Annotated in this window: 20 protein-coding genes; 11 read left to right on the top strand and 9 right to left on the bottom strand. The window is 58.9% G+C overall.

The window, feature by feature from the left end; all coding sequences use genetic code 11:
• The coding region (gene hemF / locus AC221Y_RS01735; protein ID WP_486706692.1) for an oxygen-dependent coproporphyrinogen oxidase at positions 1-606 on the top strand (606 nt) is incomplete at its 5' end.
• 7 nt (positions 607-613) lie between these two features.
• Here the strand turns inward: hemF and AC221Y_RS01730 are convergent.
• From AC221Y_RS01730 to AC221Y_RS01720, 3 genes are all read right to left on the bottom strand, one after another.
• On the bottom strand, positions 614-1,804 hold the full coding sequence (locus tag AC221Y_RS01730; protein ID WP_299751280.1) for a hypothetical protein: 1,191 nt from the start codon (positions 1,802-1,804) through the stop codon (positions 614-616).
• Between the two features lie 103 nt (positions 1,805-1,907).
• Positions 1,908-2,660, bottom strand: coding sequence for an SDR family NAD(P)-dependent oxidoreductase (locus tag AC221Y_RS01725; RefSeq protein WP_486706691.1), 753 nt, complete (start codon positions 2,658-2,660; stop codon positions 1,908-1,910).
• The gene (locus AC221Y_RS01720; protein WP_299751274.1) at positions 2,657-4,099 is read right to left on the bottom strand and encodes a HupE/UreJ family protein; all 1,443 of its coding nucleotides are present in this window, start codon (positions 4,097-4,099) and stop codon (positions 2,657-2,659) included. Before AC221Y_RS01720 ends, AC221Y_RS01725 begins: the two co-directional genes overlap by 4 nt.
• On the opposite strand from AC221Y_RS01720, the gene AC221Y_RS01715 reads away from it, so the two are divergent.
• Positions 4,098-4,910 (top strand): DUF4198 domain-containing protein, encoded by an 813-nt coding sequence (locus tag AC221Y_RS01715; RefSeq protein ID WP_299751271.1) that lies wholly within the window; start codon positions 4,098-4,100, stop codon positions 4,908-4,910. The genes AC221Y_RS01720 and AC221Y_RS01715 overlap by 2 nt on opposite strands.
• A 254-nt stretch (positions 4,911-5,164) precedes the next feature.
• Here the strand turns inward: AC221Y_RS01715 and truA are convergent, their stop codons facing one another.
• Positions 5,165-5,932, bottom strand: a complete 768-nt coding sequence (truA, locus tag AC221Y_RS01710) for a tRNA pseudouridine(38-40) synthase TruA (protein ID WP_299751268.1) — start codon at positions 5,930-5,932, stop codon at positions 5,165-5,167.
• A 103-nt stretch (positions 5,933-6,035) separates the two neighbouring features.
• On the opposite strand from truA, the gene AC221Y_RS01705 reads away from it, so the two are divergent.
• From AC221Y_RS01705 to AC221Y_RS01675, 7 genes are all read left to right on the top strand, one after another.
• Entirely contained in the window at positions 6,036-7,448 is a 1,413-nt protein-coding gene (locus AC221Y_RS01705; RefSeq protein WP_299751307.1) for a YcjX family GTP-binding protein, read from the top strand.
• A complete protein-coding gene (locus tag AC221Y_RS01700) occupies positions 7,445-8,449 on the top strand; it encodes a YcjF family protein (RefSeq protein ID WP_486706690.1) in 1,005 nt (334 codons plus the stop codon). The genes AC221Y_RS01705 and AC221Y_RS01700 overlap by 4 nt, the downstream gene beginning before the upstream one ends.
• Before the next feature lie 362 nt (positions 8,450-8,811).
• Positions 8,812-11,703: an isoleucine--tRNA ligase gene (gene ileS / locus AC221Y_RS01695; RefSeq protein WP_486706689.1), complete on the top strand. Its 2,892-nt coding sequence runs from the start codon at positions 8,812-8,814 to the stop codon at positions 11,701-11,703.
• A gap of 9 nt (positions 11,704-11,712) precedes the next feature.
• Positions 11,713-12,165, top strand: a complete 453-nt coding sequence (locus AC221Y_RS01690; RefSeq protein ID WP_299749303.1) for a methylated-DNA--[protein]-cysteine S-methyltransferase — start codon at positions 11,713-11,715, stop codon at positions 12,163-12,165.
• Between the two features lie 40 nt (positions 12,166-12,205).
• Complete coding sequence (lysA, locus tag AC221Y_RS01685; RefSeq protein ID WP_299749300.1) at positions 12,206-13,483, top strand: diaminopimelate decarboxylase; 1,278 nt, start codon at positions 12,206-12,208, stop codon at positions 13,481-13,483.
• Positions 13,484-13,511: 28 nt separating this feature from the next.
• On the top strand, positions 13,512-16,106 hold the full coding sequence (locus AC221Y_RS01680) for a TIGR02302 family protein (RefSeq protein WP_486706688.1): 2,595 nt from the start codon (positions 13,512-13,514) through the stop codon (positions 16,104-16,106).
• A 99-nt stretch (positions 16,107-16,205) separates the two neighbouring features.
• Complete coding sequence (locus AC221Y_RS01675; RefSeq protein WP_299749294.1) at positions 16,206-17,462, top strand: lytic murein transglycosylase; 1,257 nt, start codon at positions 16,206-16,208, stop codon at positions 17,460-17,462.
• Here the strand turns inward: AC221Y_RS01675 and AC221Y_RS01670 are convergent.
• A complete protein-coding gene (locus tag AC221Y_RS01670) occupies positions 17,459-18,031 on the bottom strand; it encodes a DNA-3-methyladenine glycosylase I (RefSeq protein ID WP_486706687.1) in 573 nt (190 codons plus the stop codon). The two genes, AC221Y_RS01675 and AC221Y_RS01670, sit on opposite strands and share 4 nt — an antisense overlap.
• Positions 18,032-18,301: 270 nt before the next feature.
• Complete coding sequence (locus AC221Y_RS01665; protein ID WP_299749288.1) at positions 18,302-18,616, bottom strand: DUF3775 domain-containing protein; 315 nt, start codon at positions 18,614-18,616, stop codon at positions 18,302-18,304.
• Between the two features lie 142 nt (positions 18,617-18,758).
• Between AC221Y_RS01665 and AC221Y_RS01660 the strand changes: the two genes are divergently transcribed.
• Positions 18,759-20,090 carry a GH1 family beta-glucosidase gene (locus tag AC221Y_RS01660; RefSeq protein WP_299749285.1) on the top strand — a complete coding sequence of 444 codons (1,332 nt, stop codon included), beginning with the start codon at positions 18,759-18,761 and terminating at the stop codon, positions 20,088-20,090.
• Positions 20,091-20,103: 13 nt separating this feature from the next.
• Here AC221Y_RS01660 and AC221Y_RS01655 read toward each other — a convergent pair whose 3' ends face one another.
• The 3 genes from AC221Y_RS01655 to AC221Y_RS01645 all read right to left on the bottom strand — a co-directional run bounded on the left by AC221Y_RS01655 (position 20,104) and on the right by AC221Y_RS01645 (position 24,562).
• Positions 20,104-23,241 carry an error-prone DNA polymerase gene (locus AC221Y_RS01655; RefSeq protein WP_486706686.1) on the bottom strand — a complete coding sequence of 1,046 codons (3,138 nt, stop codon included), beginning with the start codon at positions 23,239-23,241 and terminating at the stop codon, positions 20,104-20,106.
• Positions 23,242-23,612: 371 nt separating this feature from the next.
• Complete coding sequence (locus AC221Y_RS01650) at positions 23,613-24,086, bottom strand: hypothetical protein (protein WP_299749279.1); 474 nt, start codon at positions 24,084-24,086, stop codon at positions 23,613-23,615.
• Complete coding sequence (locus AC221Y_RS01645) at positions 24,083-24,562, bottom strand: RNA pyrophosphohydrolase (protein WP_299749276.1); 480 nt, start codon at positions 24,560-24,562, stop codon at positions 24,083-24,085. Before AC221Y_RS01645 ends, AC221Y_RS01650 begins: the two co-directional genes overlap by 4 nt.
• A 177-nt stretch (positions 24,563-24,739) precedes the next feature.
• Between AC221Y_RS01645 and AC221Y_RS01640 the strand changes: the two genes are divergently transcribed.
• A complete protein-coding gene (locus AC221Y_RS01640) occupies positions 24,740-25,762 on the top strand; it encodes an aspartate-semialdehyde dehydrogenase (protein ID WP_299749309.1) in 1,023 nt (340 codons plus the stop codon).
• Positions 25,763-25,822: the final 60 nt, after the last annotated feature.

Below are 25,822 nucleotides of genomic sequence, written 5' to 3'. Positions count from 1 at the left end.
GCAATGGCGGCGCGAAAGGACATTCCGGGCATGGCTGATGATCCACGCTTCTGGGCCAGTGGGATCAGCCTTGTTGCGCATATGCAGAACCCGCATGTGCCCTCGATCCATATGAACACCCGGATGTTCTGGACACCACATGCCTGGTGGTTTGGCGGAGGTTCGGATCTGAACCCTTGCATAGAATACGACGAAGACACGGCGGATTTCCACGCAATGCAAAAGGCGCATTGCGATCCGCATGGCGAGGACATTTATCCGCGCCTAAAAGAATGGGCGGATGAGTATTTCTTTGTCCCACATCGCGGACGTGCACGGGGCGTCGGCGGGATATTTTATGACGATCGCAATACCGGCGATTGGGAAAAAGATTTCGCCTTCACGCAGGATGTCGGGCGGGCGTTTTTGCGCGCCTATCTTCCGTTGGTCGAACGGCGTCGCAATATGGTGTGGAGCGACGCGGACAAGCAAACCCAGCTTGTGCATCGGGGCCTCTATGCGGAATACAATCTGGTCTATGACCGGGGCACCAAGTTCGGGTTAGAAACCGGGCATGACGCGAATGCAGTTTTGATGAGTTTGCCGCCGCTCGCCAAGTGGGTTTGATCGCGGGCTAGTTTCCGGTCGCGATGTTCAGCGCGCGCTGGATGCTGTTCCTTAACTCTCGAAGGTCGGCTTCCAGGCCACGGGCCGTGGCCGAACCCTCATTTGCAGTCGCGCTACCGCCGCGGCCTTCTATCCAAATCTCGATCACACCGAGACTGGGCGAGGGCGTGAAAGTGGTGAAGTCGCGCGCCAGGCCACCAAGCCCTTCGGCCAGCACAGTGGCCGCCGCCGCATCGTCTTCGTGGAAATACCGGATATTTGTCCGACTGATAGAAACGCTTGCGCGGCGTGTCTGATCAACGGGGATACCAAGAGCGGCGGCAATCTTGATGGCGCTTTCAGCTTCCGACTGCGGGACGAACGTCGGGACGAGAAGAACGACGTTTTTTGTGTCGCCAAGCAATGACGGAGTGGGCTGCTCAACAGCGATTTCTGTGACTTGTGCGATTTGTCGCGCGGGCGGCGTTGTGCCCAAGATGACAGGTGGGGAGAGACGCTCGAAGGGGGGAAAGGCATCAAACGCTGTCGGCGGACCGTCTGGCCTTTGCGGTTGCACAGCGGCGACACGGGCGACCACCGTTGGATTGCTCAACGGGGCAATTATGATGTCGAGTGATCCCGGCTTGGGAGACGGTAGCACTTCAGGATCAATGCTTTGGACCGCCGGGATCACGGCGGTGGGTTTTGCGACTTCGATTGGCGCTTGGCTGGTGACAGGTTCGCTTATGACCGGTTTCGGCGCCAGCGCAGTTGCGGCGGTCGCAGGAGCCTCTGGCAGCTCGCCACGCGGACCAAAGATGCCAATTAGAACCGCAATCAATGCAATTGCTCCCATTGCCTGAAAAAGTCCTATCCAATACCCACCACGACGGCGCTTTGGCTCTTGGGCTGGTGGCGGGTTAACAATTGGAGTTGCGATAGGGCGTGGCGCGGCCTCAATGTCAACAACTGGCACCAGGTCAGGCTTTATGATCGTCTCAGAAGCCGGCGCGCTTTGCCGTATTGGAGGGGGCGGCGTTTCGTTTGAGGCTTTGAGGCTCGGGATCGGTCTCGGGGCAGGTCCCTCGCCTTTTGCCAAAAGGACCTGGCGACGTCTGCGCGCGTCTTCAAGCCGGTCATAGACGGTCATTTGACGCACAGGCTTTGGCGCGCTCCCGGTTGTCTTACGGCCCGAATTTGGGTCTGAACGCTTACTCATGTCACTATCCCACTTGGCCCGATGCACCTGCACCGGACACTCCATCATGCCCCGATTCGGGGTTGATAAAAAAGGCCGTAGCGCTTTTTCAGTCGCTGCGCGGCTATTTGCGCAGGGCTGGCAGTCCAATGCCGGTGGCTTCAAACCCGCCATCGGCGGCAAGAACCTGTCCGGTGATGAAGCTTGCGCGGTCCGAGCACAGGAAGACGATAGCTTCGGCGATCTCGCTTTCCGAGCCGTACCGGTTGAGGGGCAGCGCATCGTGGTAGGCGGCAATGATCTCGGGGCTATGGACGGCCATCGCAAGTTTGGTGCGCACCGGGCCAGGGGCCACGCAATTGGCGCGCACGCCGTATTCGCCAAGTTCGACAGCGTGTTGAAGGGTAAGTTGGATCACCGCCGCCTTTGAGGTGCCGTAGGCTATACGCAGCGTCGAGGCGCGCAGGCCGGATATCGACGCGATGTTGACGATCGCACCTTTTGAGACCTTCAGGGCAGGTGTAGCGGCCTGTGTCATCAGGAACGGGCCGTCCAGATTGTTGGCCATTACCCGCTTCCACCGCGCGAAGGTCGTCTCTTCCATCGGGCCGAAATCGGCGACACCGGCGTTGTTGACCAAGGCGTTTATGCCGCCGAGTTGTGTCGTGACCTGTGCGATCATCCACGCAACCGCGTCCGGATCAGAAACGTCGCCTTCGACCGCACGCACGTTTTCAAGCGGGTCCGCTGCACGTTGCAGTTCTGGCCCGTCGATATCGATCATCGCGACTTGCCAGTCCTCGTCGAGGAATAGCTTTGTGGTGGCAAGGCCGATGCCTCGGGCGGCCCCTGTGACCAGCGCGACTGGGCGGGTCATGTGACCGCCTTGGCGTCTGGTCCGCCAAGCGATTGCAGGCGAAGCGCAAGGATCCAAATCGCCATGACGACCGCTGTTAGCACCCATGCGCCGGAGGCGAACGTTGCCACAACACCAAGGAAGGCAACAAACGAGGTGACGATCCCGGCTGCATCACGGAGCCCGTCCAGCCCGGAGGCTGCAAGCACCGCGACTGTAAGGGCGCCGGTCAGGGCCGCGACGAAAATAAGGATCCATATTGGTGGGAACCCGCCTTCGGTCAGCGCGGCAAACGGAGCGAAAGTGCCTTCGGGATCCAGCAGGCCAGTCCGCTCAAAGACCCAGAACGTCGCGATCAACGCGATCGCGATGGAGACCGGGGTTGCGATCCTCAGACGCCACCAGGCATGACGTCCAAACAGGATGCCAAGCGCAACAAAAGTTGTTGCGATCACCGCGAGTTGTCCAATTTCAACACCGACATTGAAGCCGATAAGCTTCGGCACGAAATGCGCTCGGCCAAGGCCAAAATCGCTGAGGACGCTTGCAAAGCCGAGGCCGTGCAAAAGGCCGAAACCGAACACGACGAAGGGACGCCATGGGGTCAGGCCGCGTGACAGTACGTTTTCAATACCGACATAGACGATGGATGCCGCGATAAGCGGTTCGACGATCTCGGGCGAGATCCGGATGATCCCGGTTGATCCAAGCGCCAGCGTGACGGTGTGTGCCAGTGTGAATGCCGAGATTTGCCACAAAAGTGGACGCATTTTGAGCGACAGGAAGAACAGTCCAAGCACAAAAAGGATATGGTCGAGACCAAGCGGAATGATGTGGTCAAAGCCGACGTTGATGTAGTCGACGAAGGCTTGCCCGCCGGTTTGATCATCTGCGCCTATGCGTGGAATTGGGTCGGTTTCGCCGCCTGCTATCAAATAGGCAGTATAGCCATTTTCAATGCCCTGCTGGCGCACAACAAGTGGCCCGTATTCTGAGGCCCAGGTCATCACCACCGCGCTATCACCCTCTGGTAGCGGGGCGGAAAGCGTCACTTGCGCGTTTCGGGCAAGCTCGACATTGCCGACCTCGGGGATTGTGAGGCCGATTATTTCAAGGGCAAGCGCCTCGTCTCCGGCGCGCAATGACAGGCCTTGGGCGATAGACGGCCAGGCTTCGCGGAACGCAGTTTCAAGGGACGCGGCATCAAGTGCACGCAGTGCGTCGTAGTCTTCAGCACCAACTGCGGCGTTGGTATCTTCGACACCGTCAAGATCAAGTCCGGCTATCGGCGCTTCCAAAACCCAATCAAGAACGACTTCTACGTCGCCCGCGTTCAAGGTCAAGTCGGCAATTGTTGGCTGCACTTCGTGGGCACGCGCAGTTGTGACCACGAAGAGGGTTGACACCAGCGCAAGCAGGGCCACCCTAAGCATCAGAGTCTTAACTTGGAAAAGTAACATGTTTCGAACCCTCCTCTTTGCCCTTTCTTTGACATGTATGTCGTTTGCCGCCAAGGCCCACGAATTTTGGATTGCCCCGGATGAGCATCTTATTTCGACCTCAGATGATGTGGTCGCTACCCTGCGCGTCGGACAGGACTTTAAGGGCAATTCGCTGGCCTATCTACCGCAGAACTTCCGACGGTTCGATTATGCGATCGCGGGCAGGATTGCTCCGGTTAAGGGCCGTCTCGGCGACCGGCCCGCGCTTCGCATGGACGCACCCGGCGACGGTCTGATGGTCATTATCCATGAAACCGATGATCTGACGCTTACGTGGGACGATTTCGCGCGGTTTGAGGCCTTTGTTAAACACAAAGATGCGGCATGGGTTTTGGAGGCGCATAAAGCGCGCGGTCTTTCGCAAGAGGGTGTGCAGGAGGTCTATTCTCGCTATGCCAAGTCTTTGGTCGGCATTGGATCGGCGCAAGGCGCTGATATTGTAGCAGGTCTTGAGACCGAGATTGTTGCTTTGGAGAACCCATACACGGGCAATATGAGCGATGGGATCGATGTGAGAGTTCTTTATCAGGGCGATCCGCGTGCGAACGAGCAGGTCGAGGTCTACGAGCGTTCAGCTAGGGGTTATCTGTCGGTCTTTACCGTGCGCACCAATCGCAATGGTGTTGCGAGGGTGCCTGTCAAAGCGGGTGCGCGCTATATGCTGGACGCTGTCGTTTTGCGCGAACCTTCGGCCAAGATGGCAAATCAGCGCGGCGTTGTCTGGGAAAGCCTTTGGGCCAACCTGACGTTCGGCGTGCCTGCGGATTAGGCGTTGGCTGCCGGGCTGTTGCTTGGGATTGCCGCAAGGATGATTTCGCGCACAACGAGGCACGTCAGGCCGCTGAGGGCGATGGCTTCGTTCGAGAAGGTAAGTAGGTCACTCATTAGTCGTCTCCGATGTATCTATAGGCATTTAATGACAGGGATTCGCGGCGGATTAAGGACCTGACAAGGGTCTTTTCAGGCGCGCTTTTTGTGCAGAATGGGCCGCAAATGAGGCGCATTTGTTACATTGCGGCAGATTTAGCTGAAGATTTCGGGATCATATCTGACCCGGGACAGATAAAGTCCGTCCGGCGGCGCGACAGGTCCGCAGGCCGCGCGATCCCTTGATTCTAAGGCGGCTTTGACGTCCACTGGCATTCTGTTGCCACTTCCAACCTGTTCCAGCGTGCCAACAATCGAGCGGACCTGATTGTGCAGGAAGCTACGGGCACGGACCGCGATGGTGATTTCTGGTCCACAGCGATTGGCGGCTTCAGTGATTGTAATCTGATCAAGCGTTTTGAGCGGGCTTTTGGCCTGGCAATTGGTTGAGCGGAACGTCGTGAAGTCGTGGGTGCCAATGAGATAAGCAGCACCGTCGCGCATTGCCGCCAAGTCAAGTGGTCTTTGAACGCGCCAAGCAAGACCAGCTTCGTGCACCAAAGGCGCGCGACGATTGATGAGACGGTAGATGTAGTTGCGTTCGATTGCAGAGAATCGCGCATGCCAGTCGTCAGCAACTTTTGCACAGCCGATGACTGCAATGGGGGCGGGTTTCAGATGGAAGTTCAGCGCCTCGGAAAGGCGAAACGGGTCCCAATCACTGGCCATATCCGCGTGGGCAACCTGTCCAAAGGCGTGGACCCCTGCATCAGTGCGGCCTGCCGCGGAAACCAACGGGGCGGTCTGGTCCAACCGGGCAAGGGCGGATTCGAAAGCGCCCTGAACCGACGGGTGGTCGGTCTGACGTTGCCAGCCTGAAAAAGGCCGTCCGTTGTATTCAATCTTGAAAGCAAAACGCGGCATGTCAGCGGGTTAGCGTTTGACGCGTCCGAGCGCAATTCTTAAGCCGCATCTGGTCTATCGGCGCGTGGGTTCCTATCTTGGGACGGGAACGGAAGGAATAACTGTGATCATCGGCGATATAGCGGACGGGCTGACGCGTGGCGTTGAGACCACGGTAAACACTGTAAGCGAGGCATTTTTCGAGCCGGTCATTCGTTTAGGGGTGACGGGGCTTAGCCGTGCGGGAAAAACCGTTTTTATAACCTCGCTGGTTGCCAATCTGATTGCACGGGGTCGCATGCCCGCATTGCGGGCGGCAGCCGATGGGCGGATAAAGACGGCATGGCTGCAGCCACAGCCGGACGACACGGTGCCAAGGTTTGACTACGAGGCGCATTTGGCGGCGATGACCGGCGTCGAGCCGCGATGGCCCGAAGGCACGAGCGGCATCAGCGAATTGCGCTTGTCGTTTCGGGTGCAGCCGAGCGGGCTTTTGGGCGGCGTGACAGGCCCGAAAACCATTCATCTGGATATTGTGGATTATCCTGGTGAGTGGCTTCTGGACCTTGGGCTGTTGGACAAGGATTATGCCACTTGGTCGCGGGAGACGCTGGCCCGGATTGAAGGACGCCGCGAGGCGGACGTCTATCGGGCAGCGCTTTCCAGTGCAGATCCAACCGCAAAGCTTGACGAGGTGGCGGCAAAGTCGCTGGCCGAGGTGTTTACGTCCTATCTGCAGGCGGCGCGCGAGGCGGGGTATTCTGATTGTACGCCGGGGCGGTTCTTGCTGCCGGGCGATTTGCGAGGCTCGCCAGTTTTGACGTTCGCGCCGTTGCCCGAGGGTGATTTCGGGCGGGGCACGATGGGGCGCGAGTTTTCGCGGCGGTTCGAGGCGTATAAGCGGGAGGTCGTAAAGCCGTTCTTTCGCGATCATTTCTCGCGGATCGGGCGGCAGGTCGTGCTGGTCGATGTGCTTGGGGCGATCCATGCGGGCCCGCGGGCGGTGGAGGATTTGCGGCAAGCGATGTCGGATATTCTGGGAGCTTTTCGCCCTGGACGAAATGCGTTCCTAAGCCAGATCTTCCTTGGGCAACGGGTTGAAAAAATCCTTTTTGCAGCAACGAAAGCAGATCATTTGCACCACAGTCAACATGCGCAGCTTACTGCGATTACCGATGCCTTGTTGCAGGATGCGAGGTCGCGTGCGGACTTTGCGGGGGCCGAGACGACGGCGATGTCGATGGCGGCACTTCGCACCACGACGGAGGATCGCATCGAGCAGGGCGGACGCGCCTTGGATGTGGTTCGCGGGACGTTGGCGGCGTCTGGCAAGCGCGCTGCGTTTTACCCGGGGCGTTTGCCGGATGATCCGTCGCGCTTGCTGAACCCGGCGCGACAGGGTGCGGAGGCCTGGCTGGAGGCCGATTACGAAGTGATGCGTTTTGCGCCACAACCGTTGGAGTTGCGACCGGGAGATGGTCCGCCGCATATACGGCTGGACCGGGCGGCGCAGTTTTTGCTTGGAGATCGGCTATGAGTGAGCGCAATGGGCCGGTTTTGATTGAATTGGAGGATACAGGGCCAAGCCCGGCGGACGCGCCTCCGATTTCCGAGCCGGAGGCCGCACCAACGGGGCAGGCAATGCAGACCATGGCGGCGCTGACAGCAAGAGGTCCATCTCGGTTGGCGCGCTGGTTCTGGCAGCTCCTGGGGGCTGTTGTGGTCTTTTTCGGGTCTGTCGCAGCCTGGGACGCGGTGACGGGGTTGATTTCACGCAATCCATATTTGGGCTGGGCAGCAACGGGTCTTCTGGGCCTGTTCGTGGCTGTCTGCCTTGCGATCCTCGTTCGCGAATGGGCGGCTTTGGCGCGTCTTCAAAAGATTGAATCGCTGCATGTCGAAGCGGACCGTGTGGCGGCCGCCAACGATCTTGGTGGCGCTCGGGCTCTGACGAAGAAGCTGTCAGCGCTTTATGCCGGGCGGGATGATATGCGCTGGGGGCGCGAAAGGCTGGCTGAAGCCGAGGCGGAGGCTATGGATGCGGATACGCTTCTTGGTTTGGCGGAAGACACGCTTTTGAAGCCTTTGGACGACCGCGCGCGCCGTGAAGTTGAAGTGGCGGCGCGTCAGGTCGCGACGGTGACGGCCCTTGTTCCGCTGGCGTTTGCTGATGTGATCGCTGCGCTGACGGCGAATGTGCGGATGATCCGGCGCATTGCTGAGATCTACGGTGGCCGCTCGGGCGCTTTGGGCGCCTGGCGACTGACCCGTGCGGTGATTACGCATTTGGTGGCGACGGGTGCAGTGGCGGTTGGTGATGATCTTTTGGGCTCGATCGGTGGTGGCCATCTCATTTCAAAGCTGTCACGTCGGTTTGGCGAGGGGCTTGTGAATGGGGCATTGACCGCGCGTGTTGGTGTTGCCGCGATGGAGGTTTGTCGTCCCCTGCCGTTTCGCACCCTGCAAAGGCCGCGCGTAACGCGTCTGGTGCAGCGGGCTTTGACGGGACTATTTGAAAAGTCTCAGCAAAGCGACTGAGGGTCCGGGTCTGGGAGAGTTTGGATCAGACCCTTGGGACATGATCGACCCTGATCGACCCTGATCGGCTGTCGTGGATGTGATCGAGAATTTTCCTGATCAGTGCCGGATAGGGGTGCGCGATGCAGGCTTTTGAAGTCTTCTTCGCCTGTCAGCACATCTCTTGCCGGAGACATGGATGGAGTTCCCGTCTTTACCTCGCGTAGAGGCGACACTATAGAAATTGGCTATGGTTATGCAGACCGCAATCATCATTCGAATTACTGGCCCGGCGCTCTGACAATGAGCCGCCGGGTTTTAGGCGTTGAGTTTCTCCGCCGCCCCATCCTGATAATGACGACTTATTGAAGGACACAAGCAATATGTGTGCCGATACGCCCGACTACAAAGAAACACTGAACCTCCCAGAAACCGACTTTCCCATGCGCGCAGGTCTGCCCAATCGCGAGCCTGCATGGCTGGAGCGCTGGGCTGAAATGGGGATTTATGATCGTTTGCGCGAGAAAGAAGGCCGCGAGCCGTTCACGCTTCACGACGGGCCTCCTTATGCGAACGGGCATCTTCATATCGGGCATGCGCTTAACAAAATCCTGAAGGATATGGTCGTGCGCTCGCAGCAGATGATGGGCCGTGACGCGCGGTATATCCCGGGATGGGATTGCCACGGTCTGCCGATTGAGTGGAAGATCGAAGAAAAGTACCGCAAAAAGGGCAAAGACAAGGACGCCGTTGATGTCGTCGAATTCCGTCAGGAGTGCCGCGAGTTTGCGCAAGGTTGGATTGATATTCAGCGCGAGGAATTCAAACGTCTGGGCGTGACCGGCAATTGGGCTGATCCGTATCTGACGATGGACTTCCACGCCGAGCGGGTGATCGCCGAGGAATTCCAGAAGTTTCTGATGAACGGCACGCTGTATCAGGGCTCCAAACCTGTGATGTGGTCGCCGATTGAGCAAACTGCTTTGGCCGAAGCCGAGGTCGAGTATCACGACAAGGACAGCTTTACGGTTTGGGTGAAGTTCCGCGTTAATGAAGCGTCGGATGACCGGTTGCAGAACGCGTTTGTGGTCATCTGGACGACAACGCCCTGGACGATCCCGTCAAACAAGGCGGTCGTCTATGGCTCGGACTTTTCTTACGGGCTTTATGAGGTCACCGGGCGGCCCGAGGAGTGCTGGGCGCGCATCGGGGAGCGCTACATCCTTGCGGACAAGCTGGCGGCGGATGTGCTTGGACGCGCGCGGCTGGACGAGACAATGTATCGCCGGTTGGGCGACGTGGACCCGTCTGTCATCCGCGGCCTGAAGCATCCGCTCCATGGCGCTGAAGGCGGCAACGGCGAGTGGGACGATATCCGTGATTTCCGGGCGGCTGACTTTGTCACCGACGAGGAAGGCACGGGCTTTGTCCACTGTGCGCCAAGCCACGGCATGGAGGAATATGAGCTTTATCGCGATCTTGGGATGCTGGCTCAGGTCATCACCTACAACGTGCTGGATGATGGGTCGTTCCGGGCCGATCTGCCGTTTTTTGGCGGCAAGTTTATCCTGTCGCGCAAAGGCGGTGAGGGTGATGCCAACAAGGCGGTGATCGACAAGCTGGCCGAGGTTGGCGGATTGCTGACGCGCGGGAAGATCAAGCATAGCTATCCCCATTCGTGGCGCTCGAAGGCGCCGGTGATCTATCGCAATACGCCGCAATGGTTTGCGGCGATTGATAAGCCCGTTGGCGATGGCCGGGACCAGTTCGGCGAAACGATCCGCGCGCGCGCTCTGACCGAGATCGACAATGTGAAATGGACACCGAAAACGGGTCGTAACCGGCTTTATTCGATGATGGAAGCACGGCCTGACTGGGTGCTGTCGCGGCAGCGGGCCTGGGGCGTGCCTTTGACATGCTTCGTGAAAAAGGGTGCTTTGCCGACGGACGAGGGGTTCTTGTTGCGCAATGAAGCCGTGAACGCGCGGGTTTTGGAGGCGTTCGAGGTTGAGGGTGCGGACGCATGGTACAAACCGGGGGCGAAAGAGCGGTTCCTTGGGAATGACGTGCCCGCGGACGATTATGAACAGGTTTTCGATATTCTCGATGTTTGGTTCGATTCCGGATCGACCCATGCGTTTGTTCTGCGAGACCGCGCCGATGGGTCGGAGGACGGGATTGCGGACCTTTATCTTGAGGGGACCGACCAGCATCGCGGATGGTTCCATTCGTCGCTTTTGCAGTCTTGCGGAACCAATGGGCGCGCGCCTTATCGCGGTGTGCTGACCCACGGGTTCACGCTGGATGCAAAGGGCATCAAGATGTCCAAGTCGCTGGGCAACACGATCGTGCCGGATGCCGTGGTCAAGCAATACGGCGCTGACATCTTACGGCTTTGGGTGGCTCAGACGGACTACACGGCGGATCAGCGCATCGGGCCGGAGATCCTGAAAGGTGTTGCGGACAGTTATCGCCGTCTGCGGAACACGTTCCGCTTCCTTTTGGGCAATCTCGGCGATGCGCCGATTGACGTTGCCCCGGCGGATATGCCGGAATTGGAGCGCCTGGTATTGCACCGGTTGGCGGAGTTGGATCACAAGGTGCGCACAGGCTACGCGGCCTATGATTTCCAAGGCGTGTTCCGGGCGGTGTTTGATTTCGCGACGACGGATTTGTCGGCGTTCTACTTCGATATCCGCAAGGACGTCCTCTATTGTGACGGTGACACGATTGAGCGGCGGGCCGCTTTGGCTGTTCTGGAGCTTGTGCTGGCGCGACTGAATACTTGGCTGGCGCCGGTGCTGACATTCACGATGGAAGAAGTCTGGTTGGAACGGTTGGGCGGCGATAGTTCGGTGCATTTGCAGGATTTCCCGGAGACGCCGAAAGACTGGCTGGACGAAGGATTGGCTGCGAAGTGGGCTAATATTCGTCGCGTGCGCCGCGTTGTGACTGCAGCTCTGGAAGTCCAGCGGCGTGACAAGGTGATTGGGGCGTCGCTTGAGGCGGCTCCGGTCGTTCATGTCGAAGACGCCGATGTTTTGGCGGCGCTGAAGACGGTAACGTTTCATGATATCTGCATCACCTCGGCGATTTCTCTGACCGCAGATCCGGTACCTTCTGAGGCGTTCCGTTTGCCCGAGGCTGAGGGAATTGGCGTGGTGTTTGAGACGGCGGACGGCGAGAAATGTCAGCGGTGCTGGAAGATTTTGCCGGACGTGGGGTCTCATGGTCATGCCAAGACATGTTCACGTTGTGATGCGGCCCTTGGATGAAGGTGTCCCATGCCTTCTCTGAGGCGAGAAACTCCGCTGGGGCCGGTGACGCTTGTCGAGGAAGACGGTGCGCTTGTGGTGTTAGATTGGGGTGGATCTGGCGCGGATGAAACGCCTGTGCTGATCGAGGCGCATCGGCAGTTGGCGGCTTATTTTGCAGGTGAACTAACTGAATTTGATCTGCCGCTTGCGCCGAAGGTATCCGTGCGGCAGCGAGCTTTTTTAGATGCTCTGATCGCGATCCCGTTCGGGGACACCAAGACCTATGGCGAGATTGCCCTAGAAACCGGCATGTCAGCGCAAGGGGCCGGGCAGGCCTGTGGCGCCAATCCAATTGCGATCATTATTCCCTGTCATCGGGTGACAGGCACCGGCACCCTTGGCGGGTTCTCTGCCAAAGGCGGCGTTGAAACCAAAGTGGCGCTTTTGCGCCATGAGGGCGCGGCGGGCTTGTTGATCTGAGAGCCTTGCACGGGGGTCCAACTCTGCTATGTCGCGGCTTATGGATCATTTTCTGTACAGAGACGGCGTTTTGCATGCCGAGGACGTGGCGATCCCGGAGATCGCTGACGCTGTTGGCACGCCGTTTTACGTGTATTCGTCTGCGACTTTGACGCGGCATTACCGGCTGTTTGACGACGCGCTTGAGGGGATGGACCATCTGGTTTGCTACGCAATGAAGGCAAACTCCAATCAGGCGGTTTTGAAACTGATGGCGTCGCTTGGGGCGGGCGTCGATGTGGTGTCTGGCGGCGAATATCTTCGTGCAAAGGCGGCAGGGTTTGCAGGCGACAAGATCGTGTTTTCCGGCGTCGGCAAAACGCGCGATGAGATGCGTTTGGCGCTTGGGGGCAGTATCCGGCAGTTCAACGTCGAGAGCGAGCCAGAGATGGTTGTGCTGTCTGAGGAGGCCGTGAGGCTTGGCGTTGTCGCCCCGATCACCGTTCGGGTGAACCCGGACGTAGATGCGAAGACCCACGAAAAGATCGCGACGGGTAAATCAGAAAACAAGTTTGGTATTCCGATTGCGCGTTCGCGTGAGGTTTATGCGCTTGCGGCAAGTCTGCCAGGTCTCGAAGTCATTGGGATCGATGTGCATATCGGCAGCCAGCTGACATCGCTTGAGCCGTATGAGCAGGCTTATCTGAAGGTGGCCGAGCTCACCGAGATACTGCGCGCGGATGGGCACACCATTCGCCGGCTTGATCTTGGGGGCGGGCTGGGTATTCCCTACGAGCGTTCAAACACCGCGCCGCCTTTGCCGGCCGAATACGGGGCGTTGGTTAAGCGTACGCTTGGGCACCTCGGCTGCGAGATCGAAATTGAGCCGGGGCGGCTGATAGCCGGGAATGCCGGAATTTTGGTCAGTGAAGTGATCTATGTAAAATCCGGCGAGGGGCGCGATTTTCTGATCCTTGACGCTGCAATGAACGACCTGATCCGACCGGCGATGTATTCGGCATATCACGATATTCTGCCTGTCGTTGAGCCAGACCCTGGAACCGAACAGCAGCCCTACGATATCGTCGGGCCAGTATGTGAGTCGGGGGACACTTTCACCAAGAATCGACCAATGCCACCCATCGGCGCCGGTGAGCTTGTCGCATTCCGTTCCGCCGGCGCTTACGGGGCTGTTATGGCGTCGGAATACAATACGCGGCCTCTGATTCCGGAGGTTTTGGTCCATGAGCATCAATTCGCCGTCATTCGAGCACGTCCGACCTTTGACGAAATCATAAATCGAGATACCATTCCTGAATGGCTTGAGGGCTCGGCATAACCCGAACCCGGCCCTGTATGTTGGTCGAATGACAGAACCGACTGATCTTCCTCCCCAGGCGGCGGAGCGGCTTGCATGGCCGCTGCGCCTGACGTTTGCCGGCCTTGTCGCCGAGCGCGGGGTGCGGGCGTTCTGGCCACTTTGGACAGTGCTTATTGCTGTCCTGGCGGCCCTGATGCTTGGGGTGCAGGATTTGCTGCCGTTAGAGGCGGTTTGGGGCATTGCAGTGGTTTCCGTGCTGGGTGCGTTGTGGGCAGCCGCGCGGGGCATTCAGCACTTTCGCCTGCCTGATCGCGCCGAGGCACTGGACCGGCTTGATCGGACTTTGCCGGGTCGCCCGATTGCTGCTATTTCGGATTCTCAGGCAATTGGTGCGGGTGATCCCGCATCCGAGGCCGTTTGGGCCGCGCATGTCGCCCGGATGGCGGAAAAAGCGCGGGATGCAAAGGCGCCAAAGCCCGATCTGAAGTTATCAGCGCGGGATCCGTATGCTTTGCGCTATGTAGCGCTTTTGGGGCTCACTGTGGCGGTGCTGTTTGGATCGGTCCTGCGGGTTGCCTCCGTTGCAGAGATGACCCCCGGCAATCAGGCGGTTGCCTCGGGACCTTCCTGGGAAGGATGGGTAGAGCCGCCACTGTATACCGGTCTTCCAAGTCTCTATCTGAACGACATTTCCCGCGATGACTTCGAGGTGCCGGAAGGCAGTCGCGTCACCATCCGGTTTTACGGCGAGATTGGCGCGCTTTCTTTGAGCGAAACGGTTTCGATGCGCACCGAAGATGTACCTCCCGCGACGGACCCGGTTCAGGCTTTCGATGTTCTGCAAAGCGGCGGGATCGGAATCGACGGCCCCGGTGGTCAAAGCTGGGACATTACGGTGACCGAGGATGAGAACCCATCAATCGAATTTGACGGACCGATTTCGCAAGGCGAGGGCGGCCGCCTGGAGGCGCCGTTTGTGGCGTCGGATGACTACGGAGTTACCTCGGGACAGATGGTGGTCACACTTGATCTGGCCGAGGTCGAGCGTCGCTATGGATTGACGATTGATCCTGAGCCGCGCGACCCGATCGAGTTGGACATACCGATTACAATTTCCGGCGATCGTACGCAGTTCTCGGAAGTGGTCATCGATGATTTCAGCGAGCATCCGTGGGCAAACTTGCCGGTTTCAGCATCGCTTAGTGCGCAGGATTCGGCAGAACACGAAGGGCTCTCAGCGCCTCAATTTGCCAATCTACCAGGTCGTCGGTTCTTTGATCCCTTGGCGAAAGCGATTGTAGAACAGCGCCGAGATCTGCTTTGGAACCGGGCGAATGCACCGCGGGTTGCGCAGGTTCTGCGGGCTGTTTCGTTTCAGCCCGAAAGCATTTTTAGATCCGAGACGGTCTATTTGAAGCTGCGGTTTGCAGTGCGCCGGTTGGAGACGCGCGTGTCGCTTGGGCGCTTGACTGACGACGTTATCGACGAGACGGCCGCGGCGCTTTGGGGCCTCGCATTGGAGATAGAAGAGGGCGACCTTGGTGACGCTCTGGAGCGTTTGCGGCGGGCACAGGATCGTTTAAGCGAGGCGATTGAGAACGGCGCGACGGATGCGGAAATTGCCGAGTTGATGCAGGAACTGCGCGAGGCGATGCAGGACTACATGAGCCAGCTTGCTCAGCAGCAAGGCGAGGGTGAACAGCCGGAGATGGCTGAGAACCAAGAAATGCAGGAGATGACCGGCGAGCAGCTTCAAGACATGCTTGATCGCTTGCAGGAGTTGATGGAGCAGGGCCGCATGGCCGAGGCACAGCAACTTCTCGATCAATTACGTCAGATGATGGAGAATATGCAGGTTGCCGAAGGTCAGCAGGGTGGTCAGCAAAGCGCCGGCGAGCAGGCTATGGAAGGCCTGGCGGAGACTTTGCGCGAACAGCAGGGCCTTTCGGATGACGCATTCCGGGACCTCCAGGAGCAGTACAATCCAAACGCTCCGGCCGGCCAGTCTCGCGACAACGAAGGTCGTGGCGGCGATGGTGAGCGCCGTGGCGCGCAGAATGATCAGCCGGAAAGCCAAGGCGAAGGTGGCCAACAGGGACGCGGTGGAGAACCCGGCGGTCAGGACCAACAGCAAGACGGTGGCGACGGCAATCTGGCCGACCGCCAACAAGCGCTTCGCGACGAGTTGAACCGTCAGCGCCAAAGCCTGCCAGGGGCTGGTACGCCCGAGGGCGATTCGGCGCGCGATGCGTTGGGCCGTGCGGGCGAGGCGATGGAAAACGCCGAGGATGCGCTTCGTGAGGAAGATTTTGCAGGCGCACTTGATAGCCAGTCACAGGCGATGGAAGCCTTGCGCGAAGGCATGCGAGACCTGGCGGAGCAGATGGCAGAGCAGCAACAACAGCAAGGCGGCCAGCAGGGTCAGCAACTTGGGCAGAACGATCCGAACGGCAGCCGCGACCCGCTTGGGCGCGAAGTGGGCCAGAACGGTCGAATTGGCACGGATGAGCAGCTTTTGCAGGGCGAAGACGTCTACCGGCGTGCCCGCGAATTGCTTGATGAAATTCGCAAACGGTCGGGCGAGCAGAACAGACCCACTGAAGAACTTGAATATCTCAAGCGGCTTCTCGAGCGTTTCTGACGCAAGCGGCGACACATTGCCAATGCTCAAATCTAATCTTTCGCGATCCAAGGTCGAGGCGTAGGCTTGCGAAGAGCAGATAGCAATAACAGGTGGCGCATGCGTGTATATTTGGCGGCAGTTGCCATGCTTTTTTTTGTGTCGAGCGTGGTTGCAAGCCCTGCGCCGGAGTATTCGGTGTATCCAAAGCCGAGACCTGACACAGGAGCGCTGGTGCTGGCCCAGGTAGAGACATCAAACGCGGCTTTTTCACGCTGGATCGAGGGATTCCGCGCTCGGGCGCGTGCGGCGGGCATTCGTGACAGTGTTTTTAATACGTCGTTTCAGGGCGTTCGCTACAACACCGGCGTCGTTCAGAAGGATCGAAACCAGTCGGAATTCACCAAGCAGATCTGGGACTACCTGGATAGTGCGGTGTCAGATGCGCGCGTGCGAAACGGGCGCGCAGCGCTTCGTGACAATGGCCGGGTGCTGCGGGAAATAGAGGCGCGCTACGGGGTTGAGGCCGAAGTTGTCGCGGCGATCTGGGGGCTGGAAAGTGCCTACGGATCCTTCCGGGGAAAAATTCCGATTATCGAGGCGCTTGCAACTTTGGCGTTTGACGGACGACGCGGACGGTTTTTTGAACAGCAACTGATTGCGGCGCTGAAGATTGTTCAGTCTGGCGATGTACGATCTCGCGACATGCGGGGATCCTGGGCTGGGGCGATGGGCCATACGCAGTTTATCCCGACATCGTATCTTTCTTATGCCGAAGATTTTCGAGGGGACGGTAAGCGCGATATCTGGTCGGACGATCCGACGGATGCATTGGCATCGACTGCCGGATATTTGAAGGCGTTTGGCTGGACCAAGGGCCAGCCCTGGGGTGTCGAAGTGCGCCTTCCGCAAGGATTTGACTTTCGCTGGACGGGTGAGCGGATAAAGAAGTCGCCGACGGAATGGGCCGCACTTGGTGTACGTGATGTTAAGGGCGCGCGCGTTGCTGACTTTGGACGAGCCTCGATCCTGTTGCCTGCCGGGGCGCGGGGGGCGGCATTCATGATTTTTAACAACTTTCACGTGATCGAAAGGTACAATTCGGCGGATGTCTATGTGATTGGCGTTGGGCTTTTGAGCGGACGGATTGCCGGTGGAGGACCGCTTCGGGCTAGTTGGCCGCGCGAGGATCGCAATCTTGCCAGCCGCGAGAAACAGGAAATGCAGCAGCTTTTGACGCGGCGTGGCTTCAACACTCAAGGTGTCGACGGGATTATCGGGCCGAATACGATCGCCGCGATCCGCCGGTTTCAGGCGTCTGTTGGGATGATCCCTGATGGCTATGCAAGCTATGAAATTCTGCGGCGGTTGCGTTAGGCGCGGTAGCTCCAGCAGCCTTTGTGATGGTCGTTTACGATGCCGACGGCTTGTAAATACGCATAGATAATCGTGGGTCCGACGAAGGACATACCGCGTTTTTTCAAGTCTTTTGAGATTGCATCGGACAAAGGCGTCGTTGCGGGAATATCAGCGGCGGTTGGCCAATTTCCCTTAAGGGGCTCTCCGTCCACATGCGCCCAGAGCCAGTCAGAAAAGCTGCCAAATTCCTTCTGCATTGCCAGGAAGATACGTGCATTCTTGCGGGCTGCCGGGACCTTCTGGCGGTGCCGGACAATGCCGGGGTTGCTGAGCGCCTTGTGCAACTCGAAATCGGTCATGTTGGCCACGCGTTTGACGTCGAAATTGTGGTAAACGTCCCGGTAGCCCTCGCGCTTTTTGAGGATCGTTTCCCAAGAGAGTCCAGCATGTGCCCCTTCGAGGATCAGCATCTCGAAAAGCATTTGGTCATCCTGCACGGGAACGCCCCACTCGGTGTCGTGGTAGTCGGCGTAAAGTTCGGTGTGGGAGCCGAAACAGCGGAGTTTATCGTCGATTGGTTCTGCCATGGGGCAACGATAGCGGGGTCGGGGCGAGAGGTCACGCGGCGCAACTGACACCGAGTGTCAGGAGAGTTTGCTCTTTTAAGGAGCAAGGGTCGCCCGTTGGGTGTTGCGCGCAATGCCGCTATTCGTAAATGGCTTCTTTTGCTGGGGCGCGCGCAGAAATGCGACGTCGCTATCACGTCGGTTCACGGTGTAGCCAATGGTGGCGCGGCCACGAAATTCGGTGCGCTCACTCACCAAGGATGCCAGTGCGTTAACCGCCAATGGACATTGTCACATGTGATCTTCTGCATCAGCGACGTCAATTCCGAGGGCTTCCAACCCGTCTTCGAGGTATCCAGCGAGGCCAGGAATGCCGGAAAGATACTGTTCGGTCGGGGCGGTGGCTTCGACACGCGCAGTCTCTTTGGCTTCGGCAAACTCGTCCGCGCTGTAAGTTTCGCGACCGACCCACATCAAGGCGACGAGGCTGACTTGTTCGTCGACGTTCATTCCCGAAATATAGTCGGCAAGTTGCGTGCTTTCGGGACCATATTCGCGGCTGAGGAAGATGACGCGAACGATCTTTCCGGTTGAGATATCGAGCATGAATGTGCCCCCCTTTTGCGCAAGCCTAGGCCCTTTGAGGCGGAACGGCCTTGCGCCAGATCAAGCCCAGTCGCGTTGACCTTGTTGGTTTTGCGTACATCCCTTAGGCGTGGTTTCGACCTTGAAGGCGAGGAATTTCGAGATGGCTTTTAATTTTACACGCGCGGATTTTCCGTCGGATTTTCAGTTTGGCGCGGCGACTGCGGCCTACCAGATTGAGGGCACGTCGTTTGGCCGCGTCGGATCTTCGCATTGGGATACCTTTGCGGCGGTTCCGGGCAACGTTGTGAATGCAGAAGACGGACGGGTGGCCTGCGACCACTATCATCGCTGGGGCGCGGATCTTGATCTTGTTCGCGACGGGAATTTCGATGTGTACCGGTTCTCGACGATGTGGCCGCGGGTGATGCCGGACGGGCGGACCGTGAGCGCGGAGGGGTTGGATTTCTATGACCGGCTGGCGGACGGGATTGTGGCGCGGGGGCTGTCTCCCAGCCTGACGCTGTACCACTGGGATATGCCGTCGGCTTTGGCGGATAAGGGGGGCTGGACCAATTCGGATGTGGGCAAGTGGTTTGCCGACTACACCCAAGCGGTGATCGGACGCATCGGGGATCGGATGGACGCGGTCGCGACGATTAACGAGCCTTGGTGCGTTGCGTGGTTATCGCATTTTCTTGGCGGGCATGCGCCGGGATTGCGCGATGTCCGAGCTGCTGCGCGGGCGATGCACCACGTGCTGGTGGCCCATGCGCGGTCGATGGAAGTGATGCGGGCGGCAGGACAGAAGAATCTTGGCATAGTCTTGAACTTTGAGCATTCTCAAGCTGCAAGCGATGCGCCAGAGGATGCGGTGGCGGCGCGGGTTTATGATGGGATTTACAATCGCTGGTTCGCAGGTGCGCTCGCGCATGGGGCTTATCCTGAGGATATCTTAAGCGCATTGACCCCGCATATGCCTGAGGGTTTCGAGGACGACATGGCCGCGATTTCGGGGCCGATTGATTGGCTTGGAGTGAATTATTACACACGGTCTCTGCATCAGAATGTCCCGGGTATGGCTTGGCCGTCTGAGCGTGCGGTGCCGGGCGAGTTGCCGAAGACGGCGCAGGATTGGGAGATTTATCCTGAGGGGCTTTATGGGGTCTTGATGCGCTTGCAGCGGGACTTCACGGGGGACTTGCCGATTTATGTGACCGAGAACGGGATGGCGGGGGGTGATCCCGGAGACCGCGGCGCAGTCGATGATCCGGCCCGTGTGGCGTATTTTGATGCGCATGTGGGGGCTGTTCGCCGGGCGATTGCGGATGGCGCTCCGGTGAAGGGGTATTTTGCCTGGTCGCTTTTGGACAATTACGAATGGGCGTTTGGATATGACAAGCGGTTCGGGATTGTTCATGTGGATTATGAGACCCAGGCCCGGACGCCTAAGGGGTCCTATCGTGCGTTTCAGAAGGCTTTGGCGCGGTCTTGATTTTGCGGCGCGCTTAGCTGCGTGAGGCGGTGGGTGTTTTGGGGCTCTGCCCCGCTCGTGCCGGCGACTCCCCGACGTATTTTTGCAAGGGTGACGCGCTGTCGGGGCCGGTTTCGAGGGGCTTGTATCCGGGCGTGAGTTTGTGGCGCAGGAAGGCCATGGGGTGCGCACGCAAGGTGAGGCGCATCGAGACATAGTCTTCGACGACTTCTTCTCCCAGCGACATCTTGGGCAGGTTTGCCAGCGGCTCAAGGATGCTTTCGCCGTCCATGTCCCCCGAGAACAGCGGCAGAGGTTTTTCCGACGCGATGGCGGCGGCGGCCCAGAGCGCCTTGCGCCGCGTGATGTCGAGGGAGGCAAACGTGTCCGCTTCAGCGAGGACGCGAAGCTGTCGGGGTGGGATGCCTGCGCGGCGCCAGACGTCTTCGATCGAGAGGTAGCCGTTGCCGCGCGCGGCGGCGATCCATGTGGCTTCTTCTTCGCGCATGGATTTGATCTGGCGGAAGCCCAGACGGAGCGCGAGGCCTCCGGTGCCGTCATTTTCCATGATATTGTCCCAGGTCGAGGCGTTGATATCGACGGGGAGGATTTGGACGCCGTGTTCATGTGCGTCTCGGACGATCTGAGCAGGTGCGTAAAAGCCCATGGGTTGGGAGTTTAAAAGCGCACAGGCGAAGATGCCGGGGTGATGGCATTTCAGCCATGAGGAGGCGTAGACGAGAAGGGCAAAGGAGGCGGCGTGGCTTTCGGGGAAGCCGTAGGAGCCAAAGCCTTCGATCTGGGAAAAGCATCGCTCCGCGAAGTCTTCGTCATAGCCGTTCTTGTGCATACCCTTCATGAAGAGGGTGCGGAATTCGCTGACGTTGCCGTGTTTTTTGAAGGTCGCGAGGGAGCGGCGGAGGCGGTCGGCCTGCTCTGGGGTGAAGCCTGCGCCGACGATGGCGATCTGCATGGCCTGTTCCTGAAACAGCGGTACGCCGAGTGTCTTTCCAAGCACTTTTCCAAGCTCATCTGAGGGGAATTCGACTGCCTCTTCGCCGTTGCGGCGTCGAAGGTAGGGGTGGACCATATCGCCCTGGATCGGTCCCGGGCGGATGATCGCGGTCTCAATCACGAGGTCATAGAAGGTGCGCGGCTTCATGCGCGGCAGGAAGTTCATCTGCGCGCGGCTTTCGACCTGAAAGACGCCAAGGCTATCGGCTTTGCAGAGCATGTCGTAGGTGGCAGGGTCTTCGGGCGGCAGGGTCGCCAGCGTGTAATCGGTTTGGTGGTGTCGGGTGATCAGGCCGAAGGCTTTGCGGATGCACGACAGCATGCCGAGGGCGAGGATGTCGACCTTGAGGATGCCCAAGCTGTCGATGTCGTCCTTATCCCAACAGATGACGGTGCGGTCCTCCATCGTAGCGTTCTCAACGGGCACCAGTTCGTCGAGGCGGCCTTCGGTGATGATGAAGCCGCCGACGTGTTGAGACAGGTGGCGCGGGAAGCCTTGGATCTCGAAGATCAGCTCGAGCGTCTGTGCAAGGCGGCGGTCGGTGGGGTCGAGGCCGATTTCCTTTAGTTGCTGGTCGGCCATGCCGGAGGTATCGAAGAAGCCCCAAAGTTGCGAGGAAATCGCGGAGATCGTGTCTTCGGTCAGACCCATCGCACGACCCACTTCGCGGATCGCGCGTTTGCCGCGGTAATGGACGACGGTGGCGCAAAGCCCGGCGCGGTGGCGGCCGTAGCGTTCGTAGATGTGTTGTATAACCTCTTCGCGGCGTTCGTGTTCGAAGTCGACGTCGATGTCGGGGGGCTCGTCGCGGGCCTCACTGACGAAGCGTTCAAAGACCATGGTGCCGATTTCCGGCGAGACCGAGGTGACGCCTAGGCAGTAGCAGACGACGGAATTGGCGGCGGATCCCCGACCCTGGCAAAGAATGCCGCGGGAGCGGGCAAAGGCGACGATGTCGCGCACGGTGAGGAAGTAGGGCTCGTACTCAAGTTTCGAGATCAGGGTGAGTTCATGGGCAAGGAGGGTTTTGACGTGGTCGGAGGCGCCGGCGGGATAGCGCCATTTGAGGCCCTCGTGGGCGAGGCGTGAAAGGCGTTGCGGGGCAGTTTCACCGTTGGTGACCTCGGAGGGATATTCGTAGCGGAGTTCATCGAGCGAGAAGGCGAGACTTCCGGCAAGCTTGGCGGCGCGGGTAACTGCCCCGGCGTGGGGGCCGAGAAGGCGGCAAAGGTCAGTTTCAGAGCGCAGGCGCTGTTCGGCGTTTGCAAGCGCGGCGCGCCCAAGTTCGTCGACTTTGCGGCTGGTGCGCACAGCCGTCAGCACGTCGGCAAGCTTGCGGCGCGATCCGTGGTGCATGAGGGGGGAGGCGCTGGCGACGGTGGGCAGTTTGAGGTCGTCGGCGAGGCACGCCAGGCGGTCGAAGCGTTCGGGGTCCTGACCGTCGTAACGAGGGGCGATAAGCAGGTGGCAATCGGGGCCAAAGTGGCGCGTCAGGCGTGTCGCTTCTTGTCGCCATCCGCTTGCGCCGCGCTTTGCCGTGCGCGGGTTTGGTGGGTGGATCAGAAGGGCAAGATTTGCGCCGAATTCGACCAGATCGTCGGTGCGCAGGTGACAACTGCCTTTTTCGGCCCGGAGGCGCCCGCGCGAGATCAGACGGCACAGGTTTGCCCAGCCTTGCCGGTCTTTGGGGATCGTCGTGACAGTGAAGCCGGTGTCGAGAACGATGCGTGCTGCCGGGATCAGGCGCGGCACATTCAGGATCGCAGCGGAGGCATCTAATGGGAGCGATGGGTGCACGCGGGTTTCGAACGCGGCCTTGGGGCCATCGAGGAAGTCCTCGATTTCTTCCGGCGCGAGGGTGCCATTTTTGCGCCGTTCCGATCCGCCGGGGTAGCTTTCGAGGATCTGCGGTTTCTTGGCCCAAAGCCCGACTGGTACAGGCGGGCCGATCAAGTCGCTGCTTTCACGTTCCTTCACTTGCCGGGCGATTTCGCGCACGCGGGTGTGGGCGCGCACGATGCCCGCGACCGAGTTTTCATCGGCAATTGCGAGCGCCTTTAGGCCCAAAAGGGCGGCGCGGTCGACATATTCCTCCGGGTGCGATGCGCCGGTGAGGAAGGTGAAATTCGAGGTGATATTCAACTCGGCGAAGGCCACGGGTCTGCTTTATCCTTTTAAAAATACCTCGGGGGTCCGGGGGTGGCACCCCCGGTGGGTCGTCCGGCGCGAAGCGCGGGCGTAACCAACGACTCGAGATCATAGTGTAAGATATTCACGTTTTGTTCTCATTGCCAGCATTCTTTAGCGCATGAATTCTACGCGATCCGACCGGATTTCACGCGGCCTCGGCAACTTCCACGGAGGGCGGGTGGAGGATCATTGATTGGAATGACGTCTTTTGGCATGGTTTTGGCAGATACAGGTCTTCCTGAGTGTGTTGCGAGTAAACAGTTCTGTGCCGGCTCTGCCCAATTTGCATATCAGATACAGGGTCGGCACGTTCCCCGCCAAAATGATCGCAACGTCGATTACTCTGCGGTCAGGCAGGTACCAGTCCGGTGGCAGGCAAGGAGACGTTGTTCACCGTCTTTCGACCAAGCCATCGCGGCGCCCCCGCAAGGGTCTGCGGCGAGTGTGTAGGCGGTGTCGTCACCCACTTTCAGCATAGCAAGTTGCTCGCCCTCGAACCCTTCGGCACTGCCGCACCAAGGGCCAAAACACGTGGCTTCGATTTGTATCGGGCGATTGAAGACTGCTCCGAAACCATGGCTGGTCAGGGCATAACCACTCATGACGGCATGGGTTGTGGCGGGAGTTTCCGTGTCCGGATCTGGGGCTCGGGCGGGTTCGCTCAGATCGATGCGGCCACGCACGGCGACAAAGGTGTCTTCGCTGTCGCGGGCTTGTTCGTAAAGGCGAACCGCGTCGGGGGCCATACAGGACAGCGCGAGGGCGGGGCTTGCAATGGCAAGGGATAGAAGGGCGAGGATGACGGTTTTCATACAACGGGCTCCAATCGATCGCGGAAGGCGGCGATGACCTTGGCGTAAACGTCGCGTTTGAACGGGACGATGTCGGCCAGCACCTCGTCGACTGTGGACCAGCGCCACCGGGCGAACTCAACATCGTGCGCTGTGAGATCTATATCGCTGTCGTGTCCTTGGAACCTGAGCAGGGCCCATTTCTGCTTTTGCCCGCGGTAGCGGCCTTTCCACATCTTGCCGAGCAGGTGTTCGGGCAAATCATAAGTCACCCAGTCCGGCATGATCGCTTCGACTGTTACGCACTTTGCGGGCAGGCCAGTTTCTTCGTGAAGTTCGCGCAAGGCGGCGTCTTCAAAGCTTTCACCGTCGTCGATCCCGCCTTGTGGCATTTGCCAGGCACCAGGGGTGTCGACGCGTTCGCCGGTGAAGATCAGGCCATCTTTGTTCACAAGGACGACGCCTGCGCAGGGGCGGTAGGGGAGGTCTTTTGTCATGGCTCCACAGTTTTCAGAGACAGGGGCGATATTCAATAGCGGTGCCGGGTTTGGGCGATTGATGGCGCATATCAGCAAGTTTCATAGCCGAATAAGGCCCTGTGACCCCTTTGCCCCTTTCGCATGGCCCCCAACGGGTCTATAGCCCGCGCGTTCAATGACATGATGGAGGTTACTGTGGGTTATCGGGTCGCCGTTGTCGGCGCCACGGGCAACGTGGGTCGCGAAATGCTGAATATCCTGGCCGAGCGCCAGTTCCCTGCCGATGAAGTTGTGGCTCTTGCGAGCCGCAAATCGATTGGCACTCAGGTCAGCTATGGGGACAAGACGCTTAAAACGAGAGACCTTGAAACGTTCGATTTCACCGGGTTCGACATGGCATTGTTTGCCATCGGATCGGATGCGACGAAGATTTATGCGCCGAAGGCTGCGAAAGTGGGCTGTGTCGTAATCGATAACTCATCGCTCTACCGCTATGATCCGGCTGTTCCGTTGATCGTTCCCGAGGTTAACCCAGACGCGATTGAGGGATATTCAAAGAAGAATATCATCGCCAATCCGAATTGCTCGACCGCGCAGATGGTTGTCGCTCTGAAGCCTTTGCATGATCGCGCGACGATCAAGCGGGTCGTTGTCAGCACATATCAATCTGTGTCCGGCGCCGGCAAAGGAGGGACTGATGAGCTTTGGGATCAGACCAAGAGCATCTACAATCCGACCGACGACAAGCCGCCAAAGACCTTTACTAAGCAGATCGCGTTTAACGTGATCCCGCATATTGATGTTTTCATGGATGATGGTTCCACCAAAGAAGAGTGGAAGATGGTCGCTGAGACGAAGAAGATCATCGACAAGTCCATCAAGGTCACGGCGACCTGCGTACGGGTACCGGTGTTTGTCGGTCATTCGGAATCGATTAATATCGAGACCGAAGAGTTTCTCGATGAGGACGAGGCACGGGATATCCTGCGCGAAAGTCCGGGTATCATGGTTATCGATAAGCGCGAAGACGGTGGCTATGTCACACCGATTGAATGTGTCGGTGAGTTTGCGACGTTCGTCAGCCGTATCCGTCAGGACAGCACGATCGACAACGGGCTGAACTTCTGGTGCGTCAGTGACAATCTGCGCAAGGGCGCGGCTTTGAACGCAGTGCAGATCGCTGAGCTTTTGGGGAATCGCGTTCTAAAGAAGGGCTAGGGCTGACAGAATCGGCAGTCAATTCGAGGGCGTTCCGAAAGGGGCGCCCTTTTTATTGTT

This window comes from Boseongicola sp. (assembly GCF_057460485.1).
Note: the sequence above shows the minus strand (reverse complement) of the source record. Positions and strands in the feature narration are given on the sequence as shown.

Bases quoted from the DNA above. Each gene is read 5' to 3' on its own strand.
- AC221Y_RS01730 (WP_299751280.1), bottom strand. From the start codon at position 1,804: ATGAGTAAGCGTTCAGACCCAAATTCGGGCCGTAAGACAACCGGGAGC.
- AC221Y_RS01725 (WP_486706691.1), bottom strand. From the start codon at position 2,660: ATGACCCGCCCAGTCGCGCTGGTCACAGGGGCCGCCCGAGGCATCGGC.
- AC221Y_RS01715 (WP_299751271.1), top strand. From the start codon at position 4,098: ATGTTTCGAACCCTCCTCTTTGCCCTTTCTTTGACATGTATGTCGTTT.
- AC221Y_RS01720 (WP_299751274.1), bottom strand. From the start codon at position 4,099: ATGTTACTTTTCCAAGTTAAGACTCTGATGCTTAGGGTGGCCCTGCTT.
- truA (WP_299751268.1), bottom strand. From the start codon at position 5,932: ATGCCGCGTTTTGCTTTCAAGATTGAATACAACGGACGGCCTTTTTCA.
- AC221Y_RS01700 (WP_486706690.1), top strand. From the start codon at position 7,445: ATGAGTGAGCGCAATGGGCCGGTTTTGATTGAATTGGAGGATACAGGG.
- ileS (WP_486706689.1), top strand. From the start codon at position 8,812: ATGTGTGCCGATACGCCCGACTACAAAGAAACACTGAACCTCCCAGAA.
- AC221Y_RS01690 (WP_299749303.1), top strand. From the start codon at position 11,713: ATGCCTTCTCTGAGGCGAGAAACTCCGCTGGGGCCGGTGACGCTTGTC.
- lysA (WP_299749300.1), top strand. From the start codon at position 12,206: ATGGATCATTTTCTGTACAGAGACGGCGTTTTGCATGCCGAGGACGTG.
- AC221Y_RS01680 (WP_486706688.1), top strand. From the start codon at position 13,512: ATGACAGAACCGACTGATCTTCCTCCCCAGGCGGCGGAGCGGCTTGCA.
- AC221Y_RS01675 (WP_299749294.1), top strand. From the start codon at position 16,206: ATGCGTGTATATTTGGCGGCAGTTGCCATGCTTTTTTTTGTGTCGAGC.
- AC221Y_RS01670 (WP_486706687.1), bottom strand. From the start codon at position 18,031: ATGGCAGAACCAATCGACGATAAACTCCGCTGTTTCGGCTCCCACACC.
- AC221Y_RS01665 (WP_299749288.1), bottom strand. From the start codon at position 18,616: ATGCTCGATATCTCAACCGGAAAGATCGTTCGCGTCATCTTCCTCAGC.
- AC221Y_RS01660 (WP_299749285.1), top strand. From the start codon at position 18,759: ATGGCTTTTAATTTTACACGCGCGGATTTTCCGTCGGATTTTCAGTTT.
- AC221Y_RS01650 (WP_299749279.1), bottom strand. From the start codon at position 24,086: ATGAAAACCGTCATCCTCGCCCTTCTATCCCTTGCCATTGCAAGCCCC.
- AC221Y_RS01645 (WP_299749276.1), bottom strand. From the start codon at position 24,562: ATGACAAAAGACCTCCCCTACCGCCCCTGCGCAGGCGTCGTCCTTGTG.